This is a genomic window from Streptomyces sp. NPDC090798, assembly GCF_044768965.1.
Lineage (GTDB): Bacteria > Actinomycetota > Actinomycetes > Streptomycetales > Streptomycetaceae > Streptomyces.
This window is the reverse complement of sequence record NZ_JBIVXA010000018.1, coordinates 53,539-73,107: the sequence shown is the minus strand read 5'-3', so window position 1 is coordinate 73,107 and position 19,569 is coordinate 53,539. Positions and strand designations below refer to the sequence as shown.

The following is a 19,569-nucleotide window of genomic DNA, read 5'->3' as shown; positions in this document are numbered from 1 at the left end:
GGAGGGAAGGACGACGTTCAGGCCCCGGGCCGCCGGCGGCAGCGGGACGCCGGGCCGCCGCAGGCACTGCAGAGGTGCGTCAAACGGCCTCTTCCGGATCCTTGGGGGACGGCGGGGTGACGGGTCCGGGTGTGACCTGTGCGCTCGCCGCGCCCGCGGCGGCCAGGAAGAGTCCGGTGACCGCGGCGACGGCCGCGACCGTACGGGAGTGCCTCATCTGATCCCTCCATGGATACTCCGCCCTTCAGGGCGGAGGGTAAACGGACTCCTGCGGAGCAGGGCAGGGAAAGACGATCCGCTGCCAGGGCGGATCGTCGTTCGCGGCCAACTACCCGCAGATAGTCAGGAGTTGATGCGATAGTTTGTGAGTTCTGAGCACTCACGTGAAGCGGGCGTTCAAGTACCGCTTCTATCCGACGGATGCGCAGGCAGCGGAGCTGTCGCGCACGTTCGGGTGCGTGCGGAAGGTCTACCACCTGGCGCTCGCCGCCCGTACCCAGGCGTGGGTGACCCGTCAGGAGCGGGTCAACCACAACGCCACCTCCGCGATGCTGACGGCGTGGAAGAAGACCGAGGAACTCGCGTACCTGAACGAGGTGTCCTCGGTCCCCCTCCAGCAGACGCCGCGGCACCTGCAGACGGCGTTCACCCATTTCTTCGGCAAACGGGCCAGGTACCCGCGGTTCAAGTCGCGGAAGAAGACGCGCAGGAGCGCGGAGTACACCACCAGCGCATTCCGCTTCCGCGGCGGAGCGCTGACACTGGCGAAGATGACCGAACCGCTGGCCGTCGTGTGGTCGAGACCGCTGCCCGAGGGCATGGCCCCCTCCACCGTGACCGTCTCGCAGGACGCGGCGGGCCGCTGGTTCGTCTCCCCGCTGTGCGACGACCCCGGCGTCAAGCCGCTGTCCGCGAGGGGGAATGCGGTCGGCATCGACGCCGGGCTGGAGCGTCTCCTGACCCTCTCGACCGGAGAGAAGATCACCAACCCCCGGCACGAGCGCCGTGACCGTGCCGCTCCGGCCAAGGAGCAGCGTCGTCTCGCGAAGAAGGAAAAGGGCTCGGCGAACCGGGCCAGGGCCCGGCTGAAGGTCGCGAAGATCCACGCGCGGATCGCTGACCGGCGCCGCGACACGTCGCACAAGATCACCACTCGGCTCGTTCGTGAAAACCGAACGATCGTGATCGAGGACCTGACCGTGCGCAATCTGGTCAAAAACCACAAGCTCGCCCGCGCCATCAGTGACGCAGCATGGAGTGAGTTCAGGAGCATGCTGGAGTACAAGGCCGTCTGGTACGGGCGCGAGGTGATCGCCATCGACCGGTGGTTCCCCTCCTCCAAGCTGTGCTCCGCCTGCGGCACCCTGCGGGACAAGATGCCGCTGAACGTCCGCACCTGGACGTGCGCCTGCGGCATGACCCACGACCGCGACGTGCACGCGGCGCACAACCTTCTGGCCGCCGGGCTGGCGGTGACAGTCTGTGGAGCGGGTGTAAGACCTCAACGGAGTACTCCGGACGGGCAGTCGGCGACGAAGCAGAAACCCTCACGGCGCGAGCCGTAAGAATCCCCCTCCTTCAGGAAGGGGAGAAGTCAAGCGGTTGCCTTTCGTCTGCGTGGGCTTTGGTGGACGAACCTCGACGCCCCAGCCTGCCCCGGGGCGTCGCAGGGGTCCTCGAGACCTGCTCGAGAGTGGCTCGAACGATCTCCCGAATCGGGCGAAGCGTTCGTTCCGGAGTGCTTCAATGGCCCCCGGCAGAGCCTGAATTGACCAGCACTGACCGGCAGGGAGCGAGCACGGGGATGCGGAAGTCGTACTACGCGGCACACGTCTACATGATCCTGGGAGTGATCTCCGGGCTGTATTACCGGGAGTTCACCAAAGCCAACGATTTCACCGGCGACACCCAGCTGGCGCTCATGCACACCCATCTGCTCGCGCTGGGCATGATGGGATTCCTCATCGTCCTCGCCCTGGACAAGCAGTTCGCCCTGTCCGGGACGAAGCTGTTCACGTACTTCTTCTGGTTCTACAACGTGGGCATCGCGATCACCGTCGCCATGATGTTCGTCCACGGCACCGAGACCGTGCTCGGCGACCATGTCCCCGAGGCGGTGCCGCTGACCGCGGGCCTCGGGCACATCCTGCTCACGGTGGGACTCATCCTGCTGTTCGTGCTCCTCGGCAAGCGGCTCAACGAGTCCGCCGGGGCGGGCCCCGCCGAGCCGGAGCAGGAGAAGGAGACGGCCAAGAGCCCCGCCTGAGAGTCCCGTCGGCAGTCCGGTCCGGGAGTCCGGACCGGCTGCGGCCCCGACACGTCCGGCCCGTCCCGGCGGACGGAGAGGCCGCTGTCCCAGGCCGGGCGGGCCGGGCGGCTGTTCGGGGCCGGACGGGCCGGGTCCCGCCGGGTCAGACGGGCTGGGCCGCCGGGCCCAGCAGTGCGTCGGTCAGGGCGGCCAGCCGCCGGCGCGCCGGGTCCGGGCGCAGGCGGCCCGCCCGGGTGAGGGCGGCCTGGCCGTGCCAGGCGCTCCACAGGACCTCCGTGAGCAGCCCGCTGTCGCGGCCGGCCGCGACGGGCTCGACGGCCTGTCCGATCTCGGCGAGGACGTCCGCGAGCGGCGCCGGCGTGCCGGCCGCCCCGGTGGTGTCCTCGCCCGGGTCGAGGGTGAGCATGGCCTCGTAGAGGACCGGTCCGTGCTCGGCGAAGTCGGCGTAGGCGCGGGCGACCGCGCCCAGTGCCTCCTGCGGGTCACCGGCTTCCTCGCGGGCGGTGCGCAGCGCGGCGGCGAGTTCGGCGAAGCCTTCCAGGGCGACCGCGTGGACGATGGCGTCCTTGTTCTTGAAGTGCTGGTAGAGCACCGGCTGGCTGTATTCGATACGGTCCGCCAGACGCCGTGTGGTGACGTAGTCCCAGCCTTCGGACTCGGCCATCTCACGGGCTGTGGTGAGGATCAGCCGGTGGCGCTGGGCCTGCTCGCGAAGGCGTCGCTCTCGGGGCGTCATGAACCGAACTTTAGCACTTTCGGCGAAAATCCAGCTGTCAGTGATAGAGTCCCTGCCTTTGAAATCTGCTGCTGCCGTACGGGAACGGCGGCTCGGTGCGGGGAGGGTTCGAGCGGTCTTCGAGGCACGGGCGCCAGGATCGGGGCACGACTGCCCACAGAGAGGGCCACCCCATGCTGACCCCGACTCCCCTGGAGGAGCTGCTCGACCTGGCCGCGGACGTCATCGGCTGCGACCGGCGCACCCTGCCGGCCGGGGCCGCGGGTTCCCCCTTCATCACGCTGGGCGGCGGCCTCACGCAGGCCGTGCGGCTGCAGGCGCGCGCCGGCCGGCAGCTGGGCCTGGCCGTGGACCTGGCACAGCTGCTGGGGCCCGCCCCGCTGGCGGACGTACTGGCCCGGGCCGTGCCCGTCCCGGCCGCGGTGCCCGGACCGCCCGCGGGCGCGGGCGCGGTGCGGGCGTTGCTGCCCGGGCAGCGGGCGGCGCTGGCCGCCGAGCGGGAGGCGGGTGCCGGTGCGGTGTGCCGGGTGCTCAGCGCCGAGCTGGCCGGGCCGCTCGACGCGGGCGCGCTGCGCCGTGTGCTCGCCGCTGTCGGTGCGCGGCACGAGGGCCTGCGGACCGTGTTCGCGGATACGCCGCACGGCCCGGTGCGGCGGGTTCTCGCCGCGTGTACTCCGCCGCTGGTCACTCTGGAGGCGGCGGGAGCGGGCGGGGGCGGGGGCGGGGACCCGGTGGCGGCGGTGCACGGGTATCTGGCCGCGCGGGCGCGGCAGTTGGTGGGCCGGCCGGGCCGGCCGCCGCTGGCCTTCGCCCTGAGCCGGCTGGCCGGGGGTGCGCATCTGCTGTCGTTCGTGTACCACGACGCGGTGGCCGACAGCTGGTCGGCGGCGCTGCTGTGGCAGGAACTGCTCGCCGACTACGACCGTGCCGTGCGCCGGCGCCCGCTGGTGCGGGGGTTGCGTCCCGGGCCGGATACGGCGGGGCGCGCCGCGGTGGCCGCCCGGCCGGGCGGGCTGCGCGCGGCGGGCGAGCGGGCCGAGCGGCTGCGCGGCTTTCCGGCCGCTGTGGACCTGGCGGAGGGCGCGCCGCGGCCCGCCGTGTTCGATGTCCGCGGCGAGCGGCTGTACGTCGGCCTCGACGTGCGGCTGCGGGACGCGGCCGACGCGACGGCCCGGCGGGCCGGTGTGCCGCACGGCACGGTGCTGCTGGCGGCGTGGGCGCTGGCCGTGGGGCGGCGCGCGGGCCTGGAGCGGCTGCTGGTGGGCTGCGAGGTGCCGCGCCGCGTCACGGCGGCGCTGCTGGGCACCCTCGCGCCGTGCTCGGCGACGGTGCCGGTGGGCTGTGAACTGGAGGGCGGCGTCGACTACTTCCTGCGCGGGGTCGCCTGCGCGTTCAGCGAGGCCCTCGGCTGCGCGGACCTCGACACCGCCGAGCTGGCGCGCGAGCTCGGGGTGCGCCCGGACCGTTCCCGGCCCGTCCTGACACCGGTGACGTTCGCGGCCCGCGACGAGCTGCTGCCCGCGCGTGTGCGGGCGGGCGACTTGAGCGCGCGTTTCCACCACGGGCACGCGGGCGCCGTCACGGCGGACGCCGCGCTGAGCGTGCTGCGCTGGCGCGAAGACCCGCTGCTGCGCCTGGAGTTCGCCCCCGCGGTGCTCTCCCGCACGCGGGCCGTGCGGCTGGCCGGCGAGCTGCGCGCCGCGCTGGCCGCGCTGACGGCCGCGTCCCCGCACACCCCGGTCGACGACCTGCTGGCCGCCCCGGCCGGCGCGCGCGATCTCGCTCTGCCGCTCTCCTAGGGTCCGTCTTCAAAGATCATCGGATGGTGGATCACGGTCGTGTGCTACGTCGCCATGAACTCACCGATCAGGAGTGGGAGTTACTTGCTCCGCCGATACCGCGGGCTGCAACGGGCCGACCGCGGGTGGAGGACCGGCAGGTCACCAACAGCATGGTCTACAAGATCCGCACCGGGATCTCCTGGCGTGACCTGCCGGAACGCTGCGGACCGTGGAAAACGGTCTGCACCCGCTTCCGCCGCTACGCCCTGGACGGTGTGTTCACCCGGGCCCCGCAGCAGATCCAGGCCCACGCCGATGCGGCCGGGGACATCGACTGGCTGGTGCAGATCGACTCCACCATCGTCCGCGCTCACCAGCACGCCGCAGCGACCGGCCGAAAAAGGGGGCAGTACCGGCCGGACGAACCGGACGATCACGCCCCCGGCCGATCCCGGGGCGGACTGACGACCAAAATCCACCTGGCCTGCGACGGCAAGGGCCGCCCGTTCGCGATCCTGGTGACGTCAGGACAACGCCACGACAGCATCCGCGCACGCCCTCTTCTGGAAGCTCCTGATGGGCAACTGGGCCTGACCAAGTTGGCTCGGCGGATGGGGATATCGACAAGCAGACTCTCCCATCTGGTGGACCGCGCACGGGAGCACGGTTGGGTGGACCAGCTGCGCGAGATCAGCGAGGCCCTTGTCGGGCCGGTCGACCAACAGGATGAAGGCGGCAGTACCTTCTAAGAAGGTTGGGGCGGACCCTCCATACCCCGATCAGCGAGCCCTGCTGGGCGGACCGTGTGATGCGTCAAACGCGCCGTTACTTCCCGAGATCGTCGTTGGCGTCACGCAGTTCACGCATGGCATCGGCGAGCTCGGCGAACCCGTCGCGTCCGAGGGGGGTGAGGACTCGGGCGCGCATGATCTGCGTCACCAGCTGGGAGATGGCCCGGGCCATGTCCTTACCCTGGTCGGTCAGTTCGAGGTAGATGAGGCGCCGGTCATCCTGGCAGGTCATACGGCGGGTCAAACCGGCGTTGCAGAGCCGGTCGCCGACCTTGGTGAACCCGCCGCTGGACTTACGTGTCTCGTGTGCCAGGCGTGTCATCGGCATCCGGTACTTGGGGGCATTGAGCAAGCGCACCAGGACCTCGGCCGCGCCTGGGCCGAGGTTGAAGCGACCGGTCACCTCGCTCGCGAGGGAGTCATGTGTGGCGTGGAAGCCCTGCATCACCAGCATCCACCAGTCGAGCAGTTCACGATCGATGTCCTGCTCGACACCTCGGTCGTCGCCGCTGTCGGCGGGGGGCGGTGGTTCCTCGCCCTGCCGACCCCTCGTTTCGCGCTCCACAACAGTCCTAACGTGCAGGTGGCGCGAATGTTCCTGATCACTTCAGTGGTGAGGGACCGGCTGCGCGAGAAGGGCGCGGGTCATCAGCCCACTAAAAACGCCGAGGCCGACGGCCGCGGCTGCCCACCATGGGGCCCAGGGAAGCAGACCTATGGCCTGGTCGACCGACCAGCGGCCGGGTCCGGTGAGCATGAGCACGGCCGGCAGGAGCATCAGGATGAGCGGGTACTCGTAGCCGTTGTTCTGCACCCAGAGGCCGTTGCGCCACTTCACCGTGACCGCGACCGTCATGACTCCCCCTGCGATGGTGGCCGCCAAGGGGGTGAGCGCTCCTGCACACAGCAGCAGCCCCGCGGCTATCTGTCCGCCTCCCGCGGCGGCCGCAGTGAGCCGGCCGCCGCAGAATCCGTCTGCCCGGAACTCTGCCGCTCCACCCTCGATGCCGTGGCCTCCGAGGCGGTGGCTGACCTTCTGGATCCCATGCCCGACGAAGAGCAGGCCGACGGCCAGTCTCAGGATGAGCAGTCCGGTGTTCATCACACTCTCCTCAAGCGTGGGTGGGTGGGTGGTGCAGCAGCGGTGAGTCGCGGTGGGCTACAGCACGAAGCAGGTGTCGAAGATCTCGGTCGGAGCCTCGGGGGCGAAGCCGCGCCGGGCGCGCCAGTGCCGGTGCTGTTCGGACTCGGCGACGGCCTGGCCGAGCAGTTCGGCCTGTCGCGCGCCCGAGATGCTGGGCTTGACGGTGGCCTGGTAGCCCCCGTAGTGGGCGACCGGGCTCCATGCCGGGCTGATCGCCGGTATCGCCTCGTCCAGGCCCTCGTACTCGGCGGCGGCGTAGACGATGCGGCCGCCGGTGACGGTCAGCAGGGACTCGATGTGCGGGATGTCCTGCTCGGGGACGGTGAGGAAGTCGTCGGACAGGACGGCGAGGTCGCCGTAGAAGCCGGGCCTGAGGATGCCCTTGACGTCCTGCTCTCCGGTGAGCTGGGCGCCGGCCTGGGTGTACATGGTCAGTGCGGTCTCGCGGCTGACCCGGTTGTCCGGCGGATAGATCGTCAGATCGCCGACGGTCCGGCCGGAGACCAGCCAGTGCAGCGCGACCCACGGGTTGTAGGAGGACACCCGGGTGGCGTCCGTGCCGGCGCCGACGGTCAGGCCGCGCTCCAGCATGGCGCGCACCGGCGGTGCCTCTGCGGCGGCCTGGGCGCCATAGCGGCGCACGAATGCCTCGCCCTGGAAGGACATCCTGTTCTGGATCGACATGGCGCCGCCGAGTGCGGCGATGCGGTCGAGGCTGTCGCCCGAGACGGTCTCCGCGTGGTCGAACAGCCAGCGGTTGCCGGCAGGGAAGAGACCCTCGGCGGCGAGCTTCTCGAAGACGGCGAGGTCGCGGCGGATCGTCTCGTCGTAGGTGGCGTGCAGTCGGAAGCCCCAGCCGTTCTCCATCAGCAGCCGCACGGCCTGCTCAAAGTCCCCCTCGTAGCCGGCGGCCAGTTCGGGCCGGGGCTCCGTGAAGTTCTCGAAGTCGGCTGCCGACCATGTCAGGTTCTCTCCGGCCCCGTTGAGCCGGAGCCACTCGTCGCCGTCCCCGGGGTGGACCATGCCCATCCAGCGCTTGAGGTCGTCGATCTCCTGTCCCGCGGTCTGCGGGAAGAGGTGGTAGGCGATGCGCAGCGACAGCTGGCCGGCCTTGGCGAGGCCGATGACGGTGCCGTAGTTGTCGGGGAAGTTCTGAAAACCGCCGGCAGCGTCGATGGCCGAGGTGAGACCGAACCGGTTCAGCTCGCGAAGGAAGTGCCGGGTGGAGGTCTTCAGGTCCTCTCCCTGCAGGGTCGGCGCCGCGGCAAGGGTGGAGTAGAGGATCAGCGCGCTGGGGGCGGCCAGCAGCATGCCGGTCGGCTCGCCGTCACGGCCGCGCACGAGCTGCCCGCCCCTGGGGTCCGGGGTGGCCTTGGTGTAGCCGGCCGCTTTCAGCGCCGCGCGGTTCATCAGGGCGGACTGGTACAGGTGCAGTACGAAAACGGGTGTGTCCGGCGCGGCCGCGTTCAGCTCGGCCAGGGTCGGCAGGCGCTTCTCGGCGAACTGGTCCGCCGACCATCCGCCCACCACCCTGACCCACTGCCCCTTGGGGGTGCGGGCGGCCTGCTCGCGCAGCATCGCCAGTGCCTGGCGCAACGTGGGCACACCGTCCCAGCGCAGTTCCAGGACGTAGTTCAAGCCGCCGCGGATCACGTGGAGGTGAGAATCGTTGAGGCCGGGGATGACCCGGCGGCCCAGCGCGTCGACCACCCGGGTGCGGGCGCTGATCAGGCCCGCGACGTCCTTGTCGTCACCGACCACGGTGACCTTGCCGTCTTTGATGGCGACGGCGCCGGCCTGCGGGTTCACCGGGTCGCCGGTGTAGACCTTGGCGTTGCGGACCACGAGGTCGGCGACGTGACCATCGTTGACAGGGGGGAGGCCAGCCACAGGCATAGTGGCCATGGAAATCATCTCCAGGGGGGTGCTCAGCTGTGTGAGGGGTGAGGCGGCTGCTGCGGCCGCAGCGGGGCGGGACGTGACCGGGGTGCGTCAGCGGGAGGATGAGCCGCGCGGCACGGCCAAGGCGGCGGCAGCGGTACCGAATGTGCTGACCAGCAGGGGCCAGCCAAGCCCCGTGTGCTGCACGAGCAGGGCTCCCCCGAATGCGCCGGCCAGCATCGCCAGCACCGAGGCCGATCGGCGGCCGACACGCGGATTGGTACCGCCTGCCAGAGTCGAGTCGGAGGCCAGCCCGGTCAGCGTGAGTGTCAGCACCGTCGTGGTCACATCCGGTACGGCGAGTTTGCGGACCGTCCCGTTGCGCAGGCCCATAGCCAATGCGATCAGGGCGATGAGCACATGGACCGCACGGCTCGCGGTGAAGGCGACAGTGGTAGCCGTGGCCAGGAGCACTACTTCCAGCACCAGAATCCAGCGCAGCCAAACCGGCGAAGTGCGGCGGCGCATAACGGTTTCCAGACGACCGGCGACCCCGGCTCCGAGAAGGAAGGCGACCAGCGACACCACCGAGCCGAGCACCGAGAAGCCGGGGACGCCGACCGCGGCGAAGCCTATGATGACCACGTTGCCGGTCATGTTGGCGGTGAAGACGTGTCCCAGCCCCAGATAACTGATCGCGTCGATGAGGCCGCTCACCGCCGTCACGGTCATCAGCGCCGGCAGCAGCGGCTCACGACCACCCGGCGCGCCAGGTGCCGAGGAATGATTGAGGTTCACTGTCGTTCCCTTGGGCCGCAGCCCCTGTCCGGTTCGGGTTGATCTCGCATGCAGACGTGGTGCGACGTATCGGCTGGACGCCCTGCGGCAGGATCTTCGCGAGTGCCCCAGCCGCCCGGGCCGGCAGCCGCGCGGACGAGGCGTTCGGGCCACTCGCGCGCAGTTCGACGCCTGCCTGCGATATGTGGCGTTCGCCCTGCGGCGCGGGATCATTTCTGCGCCGCTGAAACCCCGAGCATCGGGCGCATCGAGGTCCTGCTTGGCCGGCCGGCGCCGGCCCGGGGCGGAGCGCCCTCGGGCCGGCGGCCCAGCGGTCAGCCCGCGGCGTGGGCGCCGATGACGGACTGGGCGTAGACGACGCCGAGACCGTAGGCGCCGCCGTGCTCCTTGACGATCTCCATGACAGGGAGGTACGTCTCGGCACGGGCCCAGTCGCGCTGCAGCTCGAGCAGCACCTGGATCCAGGTCACCGGCACAGCACCGGCACTGACCATGCGCTCGATGGCGTGCTCGTGCGCCTGCGGGCTGATGCCGCCGGAGGCGTCGGCCACCACGTACACCTCATAGCCCTGCCCGAGCGCGGACAGCACCGGGAGCACGAGGCACACCTCGGTCCAAAGGCCCGAGATGATGATCTTCCTGCGGCCCGTGGCCTTGATCGCCTCGACGACCGCGTTGTCCTCCCAGGCATTCATCGTGGTGCGGTCGACGATCTCCTCGCCCGGGAAGACCTCTGCCAGCTGCGGCAGGAGCGGGCCGGAGAACGACTCGGCGGCCACGGTGGTCAGCACCACCGGGACGCCGAACGCCTTGGCCGCCTTCGCCAGGCCAACGGTGGCATTGACGATCGCAGTGCGGTCGCCACTGCCGGTACCGAAGAACATCTGCGGCTGGTGGTCGACGAACAGCATCACCGAGTTGTCGGGAGTCAGCAGGTCCGGGCTGGGAGCGGCCTTGACGTTGGCGATGTTGAACATGATGGGTTCCTTTTCTTCTGGTGCAGGCAGGGACACACGCCTGGCGTGTCTGCCGGCGGGTCCGCCGAAGAGGCGGCCGACCCGTGCGAGCAGTCCCTGCAGTCGGTTCTTGGATGCCGACATCGCGGCCTCCTTGGGTGTCACGCGGGGGCGGGTGGCCCGTCCCCGGGTAGGACGCTCACACCAATCAACCTTCCACGAGAGATGTTTTCGCGCAAGAAGTTGAATCGTGAACTAGATGGGAGGTGTGTCACGTGAGGGGCGTCACTCCGCGCCCGCGGACTCATGGGCCCACGGCGAGGCACTTGCTCTCGGCGCACCCCAGCAATCCGCCGACCCCGGCCCACGGCCCGGCCCGTCATCCCGGACGCCAACGCCCCCGTACCCGATGGCCCTCGCCATGCCTCCCGAGTGCGCACGTACGACAGCCGGCCGTACCCGGTGCGCTCGGCCACCCGGACTGGGGAGACACGGGCTCCCGGCCACGCCCGGAAAGGCGGCGTGGTGACCTGCGGACACGCCGTCAGGCGCCTGGCGGGCGCGGACAGTTGCCGGACGGGATACCGGAGAGGTTCCCAACGGGCCCCGGCACGCTTCGCACTTTCCCGTTGCACGCAGCCCGTCCGGCAACGGGTGGATCTGGCCGGGCTGGGTTACGGCTTACATGAGCCCCGCGTCGGCGGGCGCCACTGCCGCATGGGGCCGATGCGGGTCAGCACGCCTCCCCGGCCTTCGACCCCGGGCCGGCTCTGGGCGCGATCCGTTTGAAGACGGACGGTCCCGTACCCGCCGCCGTCGTGCCGTACGGCGGCGGGGGCCGGCCGTGTCCGTACGGCGGCGGGGGCGTCCGGTGCGCGCGTGCCGGGGGAATGCACGCGCGCACCGGAGCCGGTGCCCGGGCGGCCGGCGGGCCGGCGCCCGGGGGGCGGGGTGCGTGTCCCTCCGGGGGTTGGGCGGGATACGCACCCGAGGCGGGCTCGGTGGGGCGGACCAGGGTCCCGGGGCGGGGATGGCTCCCGGGAGCGAAGCCGTCCCCTCCCGGTGTGCGGGAGTCGGTCCTGCGGCGGAGGGCGAGTCACTCCTTCTACGGACGGGTCACCCCTCGGGGGTGGCAGTGAGCGCCCTGGAGGCGGGGCCAGGAACCCCGGGCTCCTTGCCCCGGCCGGGAGCCCGGTCCGCAGGCCCCCGGCCGGAAGCCGAGTCCCGCCCCCGGGACGGGAACCAGACACCTGGAGACCGGGGCCAGACACCCGAGGACCGGGGCCAGGCGCGCCCGGCCGGGGGGCCGGCACCCGGGACCGAGGTCGGACACCCGCAGGCCAGGGCCAGACACCCGGAGACCGGGACCAGACACGCCCGGCCGGAGGACCGGCAGCCGGGACCGAGGTCGGACACCCGCAGGCCAGGGCCAGACACCCGGACACCCGGACCAGACACGCCCGGCCGGAGGGCCGGTACCCGGGGCCGAGGTCGGGCACTCGCAGGCCGGGGGCAGTTACCCGGGCCGGGGTCAGGTCGTGAACTGTGGGAGGCGGGTGGCGGTTTCGGTGGGGGCGGGCATGGAGGCGATCTCGGTGGCGACCTTGCGGGCGGCGTCGCGGTAGGTCTCGTCGCCCAGGATGCGGCGGGCCTGTGCGGTGACCGCGCCGGCCGTCAGGTCGGCGGCGTAGACCACCTCGCCCGCGCCGGCGTCGCGTACGGCGGCGGCGTTGGCGGGTCCGTCGGCGCCCTGCGGGAGGATCAGCTGGGGCAGTCCGGCCGCGAGCGCGGCCAGGGTGGTGCCGGCGCCGCCGTGCTGGACGACCAGGGCCGCCCGCTTCAGTGCCTCGGGCTGGGCCACCCACGCGGCCGCCACCACCCGCTCGGGCAGTTCGCCCAGGTCGGCGACGTCCACCACCGGGCCGGTGGCCACCAGGACCGGCACCTCGAGCGGCAGCAGCCCCTCGATGACCGTGCGCAGGACGTCCACCGAGCCCAGCGCGGTGCCCAGGGTCAGGTAGACGAAGGGGCCGTCCGCGTCCCGGATGGCCGCGGGCAGTTCGCCCGGCACGCCGTAGGCGACGGGGCGCTGCTCGATCCGGGGCAGCGGGGCGGCCAGGAAGCCGCGGTCCTGCAGGGAGGGCGGGCAGATGTCGATGTAGGTGCGGGCCAGGGCCAGCAGCTGGCCGCCGGGCACGCGCACGCCCAGGTCGGCGGCGGTGGCCAGCAGTTCCTCCTGGATGCGGGCCTCCTCGGGGCCCATCGCCATCACGCCCACGCCGTGCGCGACGGCGGGCACGCCCGCCAGGTGCGCGGCGAAGGCGGCGCCGGGGTTGAGCGCCTCGTAGACGACGAGGTCGAAGCTCCCGCCGGCCAGGACGGGGGCGAGGTCGGCGGCCACCCAGCGGGGCAGCACCGAGCCGAACACCTTCACATGCAGGTCGGCCAGTACCTCGGGCGGCACGTCCTGGGCGCCCAGGTCGCCGTCGCCCTCGCCGTGTTCGAGGCCGGCACTGCCGCGTACTGCTTCCATGAACGCCTCGGGAACCGAGCGGCCCGCCGCCACCGGCTCGAGGCCGGCCGCCCGCAGGGCCGGGTGCAGCTGCTCGCCGGTGGCGAAGGCGACCTCGTGGCCCGCGGCGCGCGCGGCCTTCGCCAAGGGAAGCAGGGGATACACGTGCCCGAAGTTGCCCGCGCTGGCAAAGAGGATTCTCATACCGCCCCACGGTAGGGACGCCCCCACCCTTTGTCTAGCAGTGACAGGAGGCATAGCAGCGGCAGGCGAGGGGGTTCGAGCGGGCGTGCGGGGCGTTTCGAGGCGCTCTCCAGTCACGGCCGATCGCCCTGGCGGATCGTCGTGGCGGCGGCCTGGCCCTGGGCGCGCGGCACACGGCGAAGGAGTCACGACTGATGACCATCACCCAGGCGGTGCCCCCGGGCACCCTCACCCCTCCGGGGCGGCGCTTCACGCTGTCGGCCCAGACCCTGGACAGCCCGGTGACGCCCAATCCGGTCTTCCGCGAATGGTTCGCCGAACAGCGCCGCACCAACCGCTACGAGGTGCGGCGCATCCCCTTCCGCGACCTGGTCGGCTGGCGCTTTTCGGACTCCACCGGCAACCTCGTGCATGACAGCGGCCGGTTCTTCTCCGTGGAGGGCCTGCAGGTGCGCGCCGAGTGGGAGGGGCACGCCGCGTCCTGGTCGCAGCCGATCATCAACCAGCCCGAGATCGGCATCCTGGGCATCGTCGTCAAGGAGTTCGACGGCGTCCTGCACTGCCTGATGCAGGCCAAGATGGAACCCGGCAACCTCGAGACCGTGCAGCTGTCCCCCACCGTGCAGGCCACCCGCAGCAACTACACCGGCGTGCACAAGGGCGCCCGGGTGAACTACATCGAGTACTTCGCCCCGCCGCGGACCGCCTCCCGCGTGCTGTTCGACTCCCTGCAGTCCGAACAGGGCTCCTGGTTCCTGCGCAAACGCAACCGGAACATGGTGGTCGAGGCCCTCGGCCACGTCCCCGCGCACGAGGACTTCGTCTGGCTGACCCTCGGCCAGATCCACCAGCTGCTGCGCGAGTCGAACGTGGTCAACATGGACGCCCGCACCGTGCTGTCGCTGATCCCCTCGTACGCCGACGAGGGACCTCCGCTGCACAGCATGGAACACCTCCTCAACCGGCTCACCGAGATCAAGGCCCACCGGGAGCTCGTGCAGACCAGCATGCCGCTGGCCGCCGTGCAGGGCTGGCGGCGCACCGAGGACGCGATCGCCCACGACAGCGGCCACCACTTCACCGTCATCGCCGCGTCCGTGGCCGCCGCCAACCGCGAGGTCACCCGCTGGACCCAGCCCCTGCTCGCGCCGGCCGAACAGGGCCTGTCGGCGTTCGTGGTGCGCCGCATCGGCGGCGTGCCGCACCTGCTCGCCCACGCCCGCTCCGAGGCGGGTGTGCTGGACGTGGCGGAGCTCGGCCCCACCGTGCAGTGCCAGCCCGGCCGCGCCCTGACCCTGCCGCTGCCCCGCCGGCCCCGCTACCTCGACCTCGTCCTGCGCGCCGATCCCGCCACGCTGCTGTACGACACCGTGCAGTCCGAGGAGGGCGGCCGCTTCCACCACGCCGGCAACCGCTACGTCCTGATGGAGGTGGGCGGCGAGTTCCCCGTCGACGTACCCGGGGACTTCCTGTGGGTGACCGCCGGCCAGCTGTCCGCGCTGCTGCGGCACAGCAACTACCTGAACATCGAGGCCCGTACGCTGCTGACCGGGCTGCGCGCGGCCTGGGCCCGCGGCGGGGCGTACGCCCGGTGAACGGGCCCGAGCGCACAGCAGGAGCGGGCGGGCCGGTGCTGCGGATCGGGGTGCTGGGCTGCGCGGACATCGCCGAGCGGCGCATGCTGCCCTCGATGGCCCGCCAGCCGCTCGTCGAGGTGAGCGCGATCGCCAGCCGCAGCCTCGCGAAGGCGCGGGCGTTCACCGGCCAATTCGGCGGCACGCCGGTGGCCGGCTACGCCGGGCTGCTGGAGCGCGACGACGTGGACGCCGTCTACCTGCCGCTGCCGCCCGAACTGCACGTGGAGTGGACCCTGCGGGCCCTTCAGGCCGGCAAGCACGTGCTGTGCGAGAAGCCGTTCGCCGCCCGCCTCGCGGACGCGGACAAGGCGGTGTCCCTCGCCCGCGAGCGCGGCCTGCTGCTGATGGAGAGTTTCATGTTCCTCCACCACTCCCAGCACGCCCGCGTCCGACAGCTGCTCGACGACGGGCTGATCGGCGAACTGCGCCTGTTCGGCTCCGAGTTCGGCATCCCGCTGCGCCGCGACGCCGACGGCACCCTGCGGCGGGCCAGCACCCTGCCCGAGGTCGCCGCCTATCCGCTGCGCGCCGCCCAGCTCTTCCTCGGCCCGCGCCTGCGGGTGGCCGGCGCCCACGTGAGCCCCGCCACCGCGCACGGTCCGGCGCCCGCGGGCGGCGCCCTGCTGACCGCCGCCGGCGGGGCCACCGCCCAGCTCGCCTACGGTGTCGAGCACGCCTACCGCAGCGGCTACGACCTGTGGGGCAGCCAGGGACGGCTGCGCCTGGAACGCGCCTTCAGCACCCCCGACGAGCACGTCCCCGTGCTGCACGTCGAACGCGGCGGCGCCGTCCGCGAGATCCGCCTCGCACCGGACGCCCACTTCACCAACATCGCGGGCGTCTTCGCCCACGCCGTCCTCGACGGCGAGGACTTCACCCCGCACACCGAGGCCCTCCTCGCCCACGCCCGGCTCGTCGACGCCGTCGAACAGGCCGCGGCCCACCCCGGCCCCGTATAGACGACACGCGGACGGGCTCACGGGCGGGGGGGGGGGGGGGGGGGGGGGGGGGGGGGGGGGGGGGGCGGGCGCCGCCCGCCCCCCCCCGCCCCCCGCGCCCCCGCCGCCCCCCCCCCCCCCCCCCCCCCCCCCCCCCCCCCCCCCGCGCCCGACGACGGCTACCGGCCGTCCTGTCCGGCGTGGATGTCGACGCCGAGCTGGCGGAACAGCCCCGCCATGTCCAGCTGGTCCCAGTGCTCGGCCAGCAGCCCGTCCTCGACCCGCCAGAAGTCGATCGACTGGAAGTTCAGCGGCCGCCCGGTGGCCTCGACACCGAAGAACGTGCCCTGGTGGGTGCCCGAGTACTCGAAACGCCCGGCGATGCGGTCCCCCTCCACGACCAGGTCGTGGGTGACGACCTTGACATCGGGGAACGCGGCGAAGATCTGCTCCCAGAACGCCGTGTTCGCCTCGATACCGTCCTCCACGACCGGGTTGTGGTCGATGTGCCCGGGCGCGGTGTGCTCGCTCATGGTGCTCACGTCATGAGCGTTGATCATGTCGACGAAGCGCTGGACGAGTTCACGGTGGTTGTCTGCCATGCCTCAAGCCTTCCTGGGCTCGCGTCACCGAAGCGGGCAGGCGCAGCCGCCCGCCCCGCCGTGTCACCCGAGGATCCCCACCGCCTCTCGAGCCGCCCTGGAGGGGGCCTGTGGGCGCGGCCCATCCCCCATCCCGGCTCAAGTGCCCGCTCCTAGCCTCCCCTTCATGAAGGCTCTCGTACTCTCCGGCGGGGCCGGAACCCGCCTGCGCCCCCTCACCCACACATCCGCCAAGCAGCTGGTGCCCGTGGCCAACAAGCCGGTGCTCTTCTACGGCCTGGAAGCGATCGCGGACGCGGGCATCACCGAGGTCGGGATCGTCGTCGGGGACACCGCCGACGAGATCATGCAAGCCGTCGGCGACGGCTCCAAGTTCGGCCTCACCGTCACCTACATCCCCCAGAACGCGCCGCTGGGCCTGGCCCACGCCGTCCTCATCGCCCGCGACTTCCTCGCCGACGACGACTTCGTCATGTACCTGGGCGACAACTTCATCGTGGGCGGCATCTCCGACCTCGTCGACGCCTTCCGCGCGCAGCGGCCCGCCGCCCAGATCCTGCTCACCCAGGTCCCCGACCCGCGCCAGTTCGGGGTCGCCGAATTCGGCGCGGACGGACGGGTCATAGGGCTGGAGGAGAAGCCCGAGGCCCCCAAGAGCGACCTCGCGCTGGTCGGCGTCTACCTGTTCACCCCGGCCGTGCACGAGGCCGTCCGCGCCATCACGCCCTCCTGGCGCGGCGAACTGGAGATCACCCACGCCCTGCAGTGGCTCATCGACCAGCAGCGCGACGTGCGCTCCACGACGATCTCCGGCTACTGGAAGGACACCGGCAACGTCGGCGACATGCTGGAGGTCAACCGCTCCGTCCTGGAGCACACCGAGCCGCACATCGAGGGCGACGTCGACGACGCCAGCGAGATCATCGGCCGGGTGCGGATCGACGAGGGCGCCCGGGTGAGCGGCTCACGCATCGTGGGCCCGGCCGTCATCGGCACCGGCAGCGTGATCACCGGCTCCTACGTCGGCCCGTTCACCTCCATCGCCCCCGACTGCCGCATCACCGACAGCGAGATCGAGTTCTCCATCGTCCTGGACGGCTCCTCGGTGCGCGGCGCCCGCCGCGTGGAGGCCTCCATCATCGGACGCAACGTGGAGGTGACCCCCGCACCCCGGATCCCCGCCGCCCACCGGCTCATCCTCGGGGACCACAGCAAGGTGCAGATATCGTCTTGACTTCTCCCTCTCGTCAACGAGGGGAATTCTCACGGCTCGCGCCGTGAGGGTTCGTGCTTCGTCGCCGACTGCCCGCCCGGAGTTCTCCGTTGAGGTCTTACACCAGCTCCACACGCGGACACTGCCAGCCCGGCAGCCAGAAGGTTCTTCGCCGCGTTCACGTCCCGGTCGTGGGTCGTTGCGCAGTCACACGTCCAGGTACGGACGCTGAGCGGCATCTTCTCCTGCAAGGTGCCGCGGTGGGAGCACAGCTTGGACGAGGGGAAGAAGCGGTCCACCGCGATCACTTCCCGCCCGTACCAGGCGGCCTTGTACTCCAGAAGGCCCCGGAACTGCGCCCATGCCGCGTCGCTGATGGCGCGGGCCAGGGTCCGGTTTTTGACCATGTTGCGCACGGTCGAGTCCTCGATCACGATCGTTCGGTTTTCACGAACGAGCCGAGTGGTCAGCTTGTGCGGCGTGTCGCGGCGGCGGTCGGCGATCCGCGCGTGGATCTTCGCGACCTTGAGCCGGGCCTTCCTGCGATTGGCGCTCTCACCCCTGGCCTTGCGGGCAAGGTTGCGCTGGGCCTTGGCCAGAGCGGCACGGTCCCGGCGCTCGTGGCGGGTTGTAGACCTTCCGCACGCACCCGAACGTGCGCGACAGTTCGGCCGCCTGCGCATGGGTCGGGTGGAAGCGGTACTTGAACGCCCGCTTCACGTGGTTCGTGGTCACGCTCACAAACTAGTACGGCTATCCGTAAAGGCCACCTGCGGGTCAGGGCCCTGCGATCCGTCCCGGCGGCGAATCACAGCCCCTCGCCCGGCTCCGCAGGAGTCCGTTTCCTCTCCGCCCTGAAGAGCGGAGTATCCACGGAGGGATCAGATGACCACCACACGCATCCTCGTCACCGGCGGAGCGGGGTTCATCGGCTCGCACTACGTACGCACCCTGCTCGGCCCGGCAGGCCCCGGCGACGTCGAAATCACCGTCCTGGACAAGCTCACCTACGCCGGCAACCCCGCCAACCTCGACCCGGTCCGCTCCCACCCCGGCTTCCGCTTCGTGCACGGCGACATCTGCGACACCCGCCTCGTGGCCGAACTCGTCGCCGGCCACGAGCAGATCGTGCACTTCGCCGCGGAGTCCCACGTCGACCGCTCCATCCTCGGCGCCGCCGAGTTCATCACCACCAACGTGCTGGGCACCCAGACCCTGCTGGACGCCGCGCTGCGCCGGCCCGGCGGCCCGGCCCGCTTCCTGCACGTCTCCACCGACGAGGTCTACGGCTCCCTGGCCGAGGGCTCCTGGCCCGAGAGCGACCCGCTGCGCCCCAACTCCCCCTACGCCGCCTCCAAGGCCTCCTCCGACCTGGTGGCCCTCTCCTACCACCGCACCCACGGCCTGGACGTCCGGGTGACCCGCTGCTCCAACAACTACGGCCACCACCACTTCCCCGAGAAGGTCATCCCCCTGTTCGTCACCAACCTCCTCGACGGACACCGCGTCCCGCTGTACGGGGAGGGGCTCAACGTCCGGGACTGGCTGCACATCGACGACCACGTGCAGGGCCTGGAACTGGTGCGTACCGGAGGCCGGCCGGGCGAGGTGTACAACATCGGCGGCGGCACCGAGCTGAGCAACAAGGAACTGACCACCCTGCTGCTCGACCTCGCCGGGGCGACCTGGGACAGCGTCGAGCACGTGCCCGACCGGCTCGGCCACGACCTGCGCTACTCGGTGGACTGCACGAAGATCTCCCGCGAGCTCGGCTACCGCCCCCGCAAGGACTTCGCCCAGGGCCTGGCCGAGACCTTCGCCTGGTACCGCGACCACCGCACCTGGTGGGAACCCCTGAAGCAGAAGGCCGCCCTGTGAGTTCGCACGACCGGCTCTGAGGCTCCGGCAGACACGCCCACGCCTCAGGGGCGCGGGCGTGTCACGTGCCCCGGCTGTCAGGGCTAGGAGGTCTTGGTCGGCTTCGTGGTCACGGTCGGGTGCGCCGTCGTCATCTTCGACGGAGTCGGCTTCGGCGAGTACTTCCTGCTCTTCGACGGAGTCGGCTTCGGCGAGTACTTCCTGCTCTTCGACGGAGTCGGCTTCGGCG

The 19,569-nt window shown here is 71.3% G+C and carries 18 protein-coding genes and 1 pseudogene; 8 read left to right on the top strand and 11 right to left on the bottom strand.

The features are described 5' to 3' along the window. Positions 1–79 precede the first annotated feature (79 nt). Complete coding sequence (locus tag ACIQTP_RS32610) at positions 80–217, bottom strand: hypothetical protein (protein WP_159055364.1); 138 nt, start codon at positions 215–217, stop codon at positions 80–82. 166 nt (positions 218–383) lie between these two features. Between ACIQTP_RS32610 and ACIQTP_RS32605 the strand changes: the two genes are divergently transcribed. Next, positions 384–1,565, top strand: a complete 1,182-nt coding sequence (locus tag ACIQTP_RS32605) for an RNA-guided endonuclease InsQ/TnpB family protein (protein ID WP_403406760.1) — start codon at positions 384–386, stop codon at positions 1,563–1,565. A gap of 239 nt (positions 1,566–1,804) precedes the next feature. Then, positions 1,805–2,266 carry a DUF2871 domain-containing protein gene (locus ACIQTP_RS32600; protein WP_403406757.1) on the top strand — a complete coding sequence of 154 codons (462 nt, stop codon included), beginning with the start codon at positions 1,805–1,807 and terminating at the stop codon, positions 2,264–2,266. Positions 2,267–2,411: 145 nt separating this feature from the next. On the opposite strand, the gene ACIQTP_RS32595 is transcribed toward ACIQTP_RS32600, so the two are convergent. Further along, a complete protein-coding gene (locus ACIQTP_RS32595; RefSeq protein WP_403406755.1) occupies positions 2,412–3,005 on the bottom strand; it encodes a TetR/AcrR family transcriptional regulator in 594 nt (197 codons plus the stop codon). A 173-nt stretch (positions 3,006–3,178) separates the two neighbouring features. On the opposite strand from ACIQTP_RS32595, the gene ACIQTP_RS32590 reads away from it, so the two are divergent. Continuing rightward, entirely contained in the window at positions 3,179–4,804 is a 1,626-nt protein-coding gene (locus tag ACIQTP_RS32590) for a condensation domain-containing protein (RefSeq protein WP_403406752.1), read from the top strand. 23 nt (positions 4,805–4,827) lie between these two features. Further along, the gene (locus tag ACIQTP_RS32585) at positions 4,828–5,535 is read left to right on the top strand and encodes an IS5 family transposase (RefSeq protein ID WP_403406749.1); all 708 of its coding nucleotides are present in this window, start codon (positions 4,828–4,830) and stop codon (positions 5,533–5,535) included. Positions 5,536–5,611: 76 nt separating this feature from the next. Here ACIQTP_RS32585 and ACIQTP_RS32580 read toward each other — a convergent pair whose 3' ends face one another. From ACIQTP_RS32580 to ACIQTP_RS32555, 6 genes are all read right to left on the bottom strand, one after another. Continuing rightward, positions 5,612–6,142 carry a MarR family winged helix-turn-helix transcriptional regulator gene (locus ACIQTP_RS32580; protein ID WP_403406746.1) on the bottom strand — a complete coding sequence of 177 codons (531 nt, stop codon included), beginning with the start codon at positions 6,140–6,142 and terminating at the stop codon, positions 5,612–5,614. A 42-nt stretch (positions 6,143–6,184) separates the two neighbouring features. After that, entirely contained in the window at positions 6,185–6,679 is a 495-nt protein-coding gene (locus ACIQTP_RS32575) for a DoxX family protein (RefSeq protein WP_403406743.1), read from the bottom strand. Between the two features lie 57 nt (positions 6,680–6,736). Beyond that, complete coding sequence (locus tag ACIQTP_RS32570; protein WP_403406740.1) at positions 6,737–8,626, bottom strand: amidohydrolase; 1,890 nt, start codon at positions 8,624–8,626, stop codon at positions 6,737–6,739. Positions 8,627–8,713: 87 nt separating this feature from the next. Continuing rightward, positions 8,714–9,400 (bottom strand): YoaK family protein, encoded by a 687-nt coding sequence (locus tag ACIQTP_RS32565; RefSeq protein ID WP_403406737.1) that lies wholly within the window; start codon positions 9,398–9,400, stop codon positions 8,714–8,716. 314 nt (positions 9,401–9,714) lie between these two features. Beyond that, complete coding sequence (locus ACIQTP_RS32560) at positions 9,715–10,377, bottom strand: hydrolase (protein ID WP_403406734.1); 663 nt, start codon at positions 10,375–10,377, stop codon at positions 9,715–9,717. 1,510 nt (positions 10,378–11,887) lie between these two features. Next, positions 11,888–13,072 carry a glycosyltransferase gene (locus ACIQTP_RS32555; protein WP_403406731.1) on the bottom strand — a complete coding sequence of 395 codons (1,185 nt, stop codon included), beginning with the start codon at positions 13,070–13,072 and terminating at the stop codon, positions 11,888–11,890. Positions 13,073–13,266: 194 nt separating this feature from the next. Between ACIQTP_RS32555 and ACIQTP_RS32550 the strand changes: the two genes are divergently transcribed. Together ACIQTP_RS32550 and ACIQTP_RS32545 are read left to right on the top strand one after the other, a co-directional pair. Then, positions 13,267–14,667, top strand: a complete 1,401-nt coding sequence (locus ACIQTP_RS32550; RefSeq protein WP_403406728.1) for an NDP-hexose 2,3-dehydratase family protein — start codon at positions 13,267–13,269, stop codon at positions 14,665–14,667. Further along, complete coding sequence (locus ACIQTP_RS32545; protein WP_403406725.1) at positions 14,664–15,668, top strand: Gfo/Idh/MocA family protein; 1,005 nt, start codon at positions 14,664–14,666, stop codon at positions 15,666–15,668. The genes ACIQTP_RS32550 and ACIQTP_RS32545 overlap by 4 nt, the downstream gene beginning before the upstream one ends. A 158-nt stretch (positions 15,669–15,826) precedes the next feature. Here the strand turns inward: ACIQTP_RS32545 and ACIQTP_RS32540 are convergent, their stop codons facing one another. Next, the gene (locus ACIQTP_RS32540) at positions 15,827–16,249 is read right to left on the bottom strand and encodes an ester cyclase (protein WP_067383410.1); all 423 of its coding nucleotides are present in this window, start codon (positions 16,247–16,249) and stop codon (positions 15,827–15,829) included. Between the two features lie 166 nt (positions 16,250–16,415). Here ACIQTP_RS32540 and ACIQTP_RS32535 point away from each other — a divergent pair, with 166 nt between their 5' ends. Further along, on the top strand, positions 16,416–17,483 hold the full coding sequence (locus ACIQTP_RS32535; RefSeq protein ID WP_403406722.1) for a glucose-1-phosphate thymidylyltransferase: 1,068 nt from the start codon (positions 16,416–16,418) through the stop codon (positions 17,481–17,483). A gap of 29 nt (positions 17,484–17,512) precedes the next feature. Here the strand turns inward: ACIQTP_RS32535 and ACIQTP_RS32530 are convergent. Together ACIQTP_RS32530 and ACIQTP_RS32525 are read right to left on the bottom strand one after the other, a co-directional pair. Then, a pseudogene (locus ACIQTP_RS32530) lies at positions 17,513–18,088 on the bottom strand (RNA-guided endonuclease TnpB family protein); the annotation flags it as partial. Then, on the bottom strand, positions 18,018–18,182 hold the full coding sequence (locus tag ACIQTP_RS32525; RefSeq protein WP_403407013.1) for a helix-turn-helix domain-containing protein: 165 nt from the start codon (positions 18,180–18,182) through the stop codon (positions 18,018–18,020). The gene ACIQTP_RS32525 and the pseudogene ACIQTP_RS32530, both read right to left, overlap by 71 nt. Positions 18,183–18,347: 165 nt before the next feature. Between ACIQTP_RS32525 and rfbB the strand changes: the two genes are divergently transcribed. After that, positions 18,348–19,340, top strand: coding sequence for a dTDP-glucose 4,6-dehydratase (rfbB, locus tag ACIQTP_RS32520; protein WP_403406719.1), 993 nt, complete (start codon positions 18,348–18,350; stop codon positions 19,338–19,340). Positions 19,341–19,569 lie beyond the last annotated feature (229 nt).

Coding starts and splice junctions, on each gene's coding strand:
- ACIQTP_RS32610 (WP_159055364.1), bottom strand. CDS start 217: ATGAGGCACTCCCGTACGGTCGCGGCCGTCGCCGCGGTCACCGGACTC.
- ACIQTP_RS32600 (WP_403406757.1), top strand. CDS start 1,805: ATGCGGAAGTCGTACTACGCGGCACACGTCTACATGATCCTGGGAGTG.
- ACIQTP_RS32595 (WP_403406755.1), bottom strand. CDS start 3,005: ATGACGCCCCGAGAGCGACGCCTTCGCGAGCAGGCCCAGCGCCACCGG.
- ACIQTP_RS32590 (WP_403406752.1), top strand. CDS start 3,179: ATGCTGACCCCGACTCCCCTGGAGGAGCTGCTCGACCTGGCCGCGGAC.
- ACIQTP_RS32585 (WP_403406749.1), top strand. CDS start 4,828: ATGGTGGATCACGGTCGTGTGCTACGTCGCCATGAACTCACCGATCAG.
- ACIQTP_RS32575 (WP_403406743.1), bottom strand. CDS start 6,679: ATGAACACCGGACTGCTCATCCTGAGACTGGCCGTCGGCCTGCTCTTC.
- ACIQTP_RS32570 (WP_403406740.1), bottom strand. CDS start 8,626: ATGGCCACTATGCCTGTGGCTGGCCTCCCCCCTGTCAACGATGGTCAC.
- ACIQTP_RS32560 (WP_403406734.1), bottom strand. CDS start 10,377: ATGTTCAACATCGCCAACGTCAAGGCCGCTCCCAGCCCGGACCTGCTG.
- ACIQTP_RS32555 (WP_403406731.1), bottom strand. CDS start 13,072: ATGAGAATCCTCTTTGCCAGCGCGGGCAACTTCGGGCACGTGTATCCC.
- ACIQTP_RS32550 (WP_403406728.1), top strand. CDS start 13,267: ATGACCATCACCCAGGCGGTGCCCCCGGGCACCCTCACCCCTCCGGGG.
- ACIQTP_RS32540 (WP_067383410.1), bottom strand. CDS start 16,249: ATGGCAGACAACCACCGTGAACTCGTCCAGCGCTTCGTCGACATGATC.
- ACIQTP_RS32535 (WP_403406722.1), top strand. CDS start 16,416: ATGAAGGCTCTCGTACTCTCCGGCGGGGCCGGAACCCGCCTGCGCCCC.
- rfbB (WP_403406719.1), top strand. CDS start 18,348: ATGACCACCACACGCATCCTCGTCACCGGCGGAGCGGGGTTCATCGGC.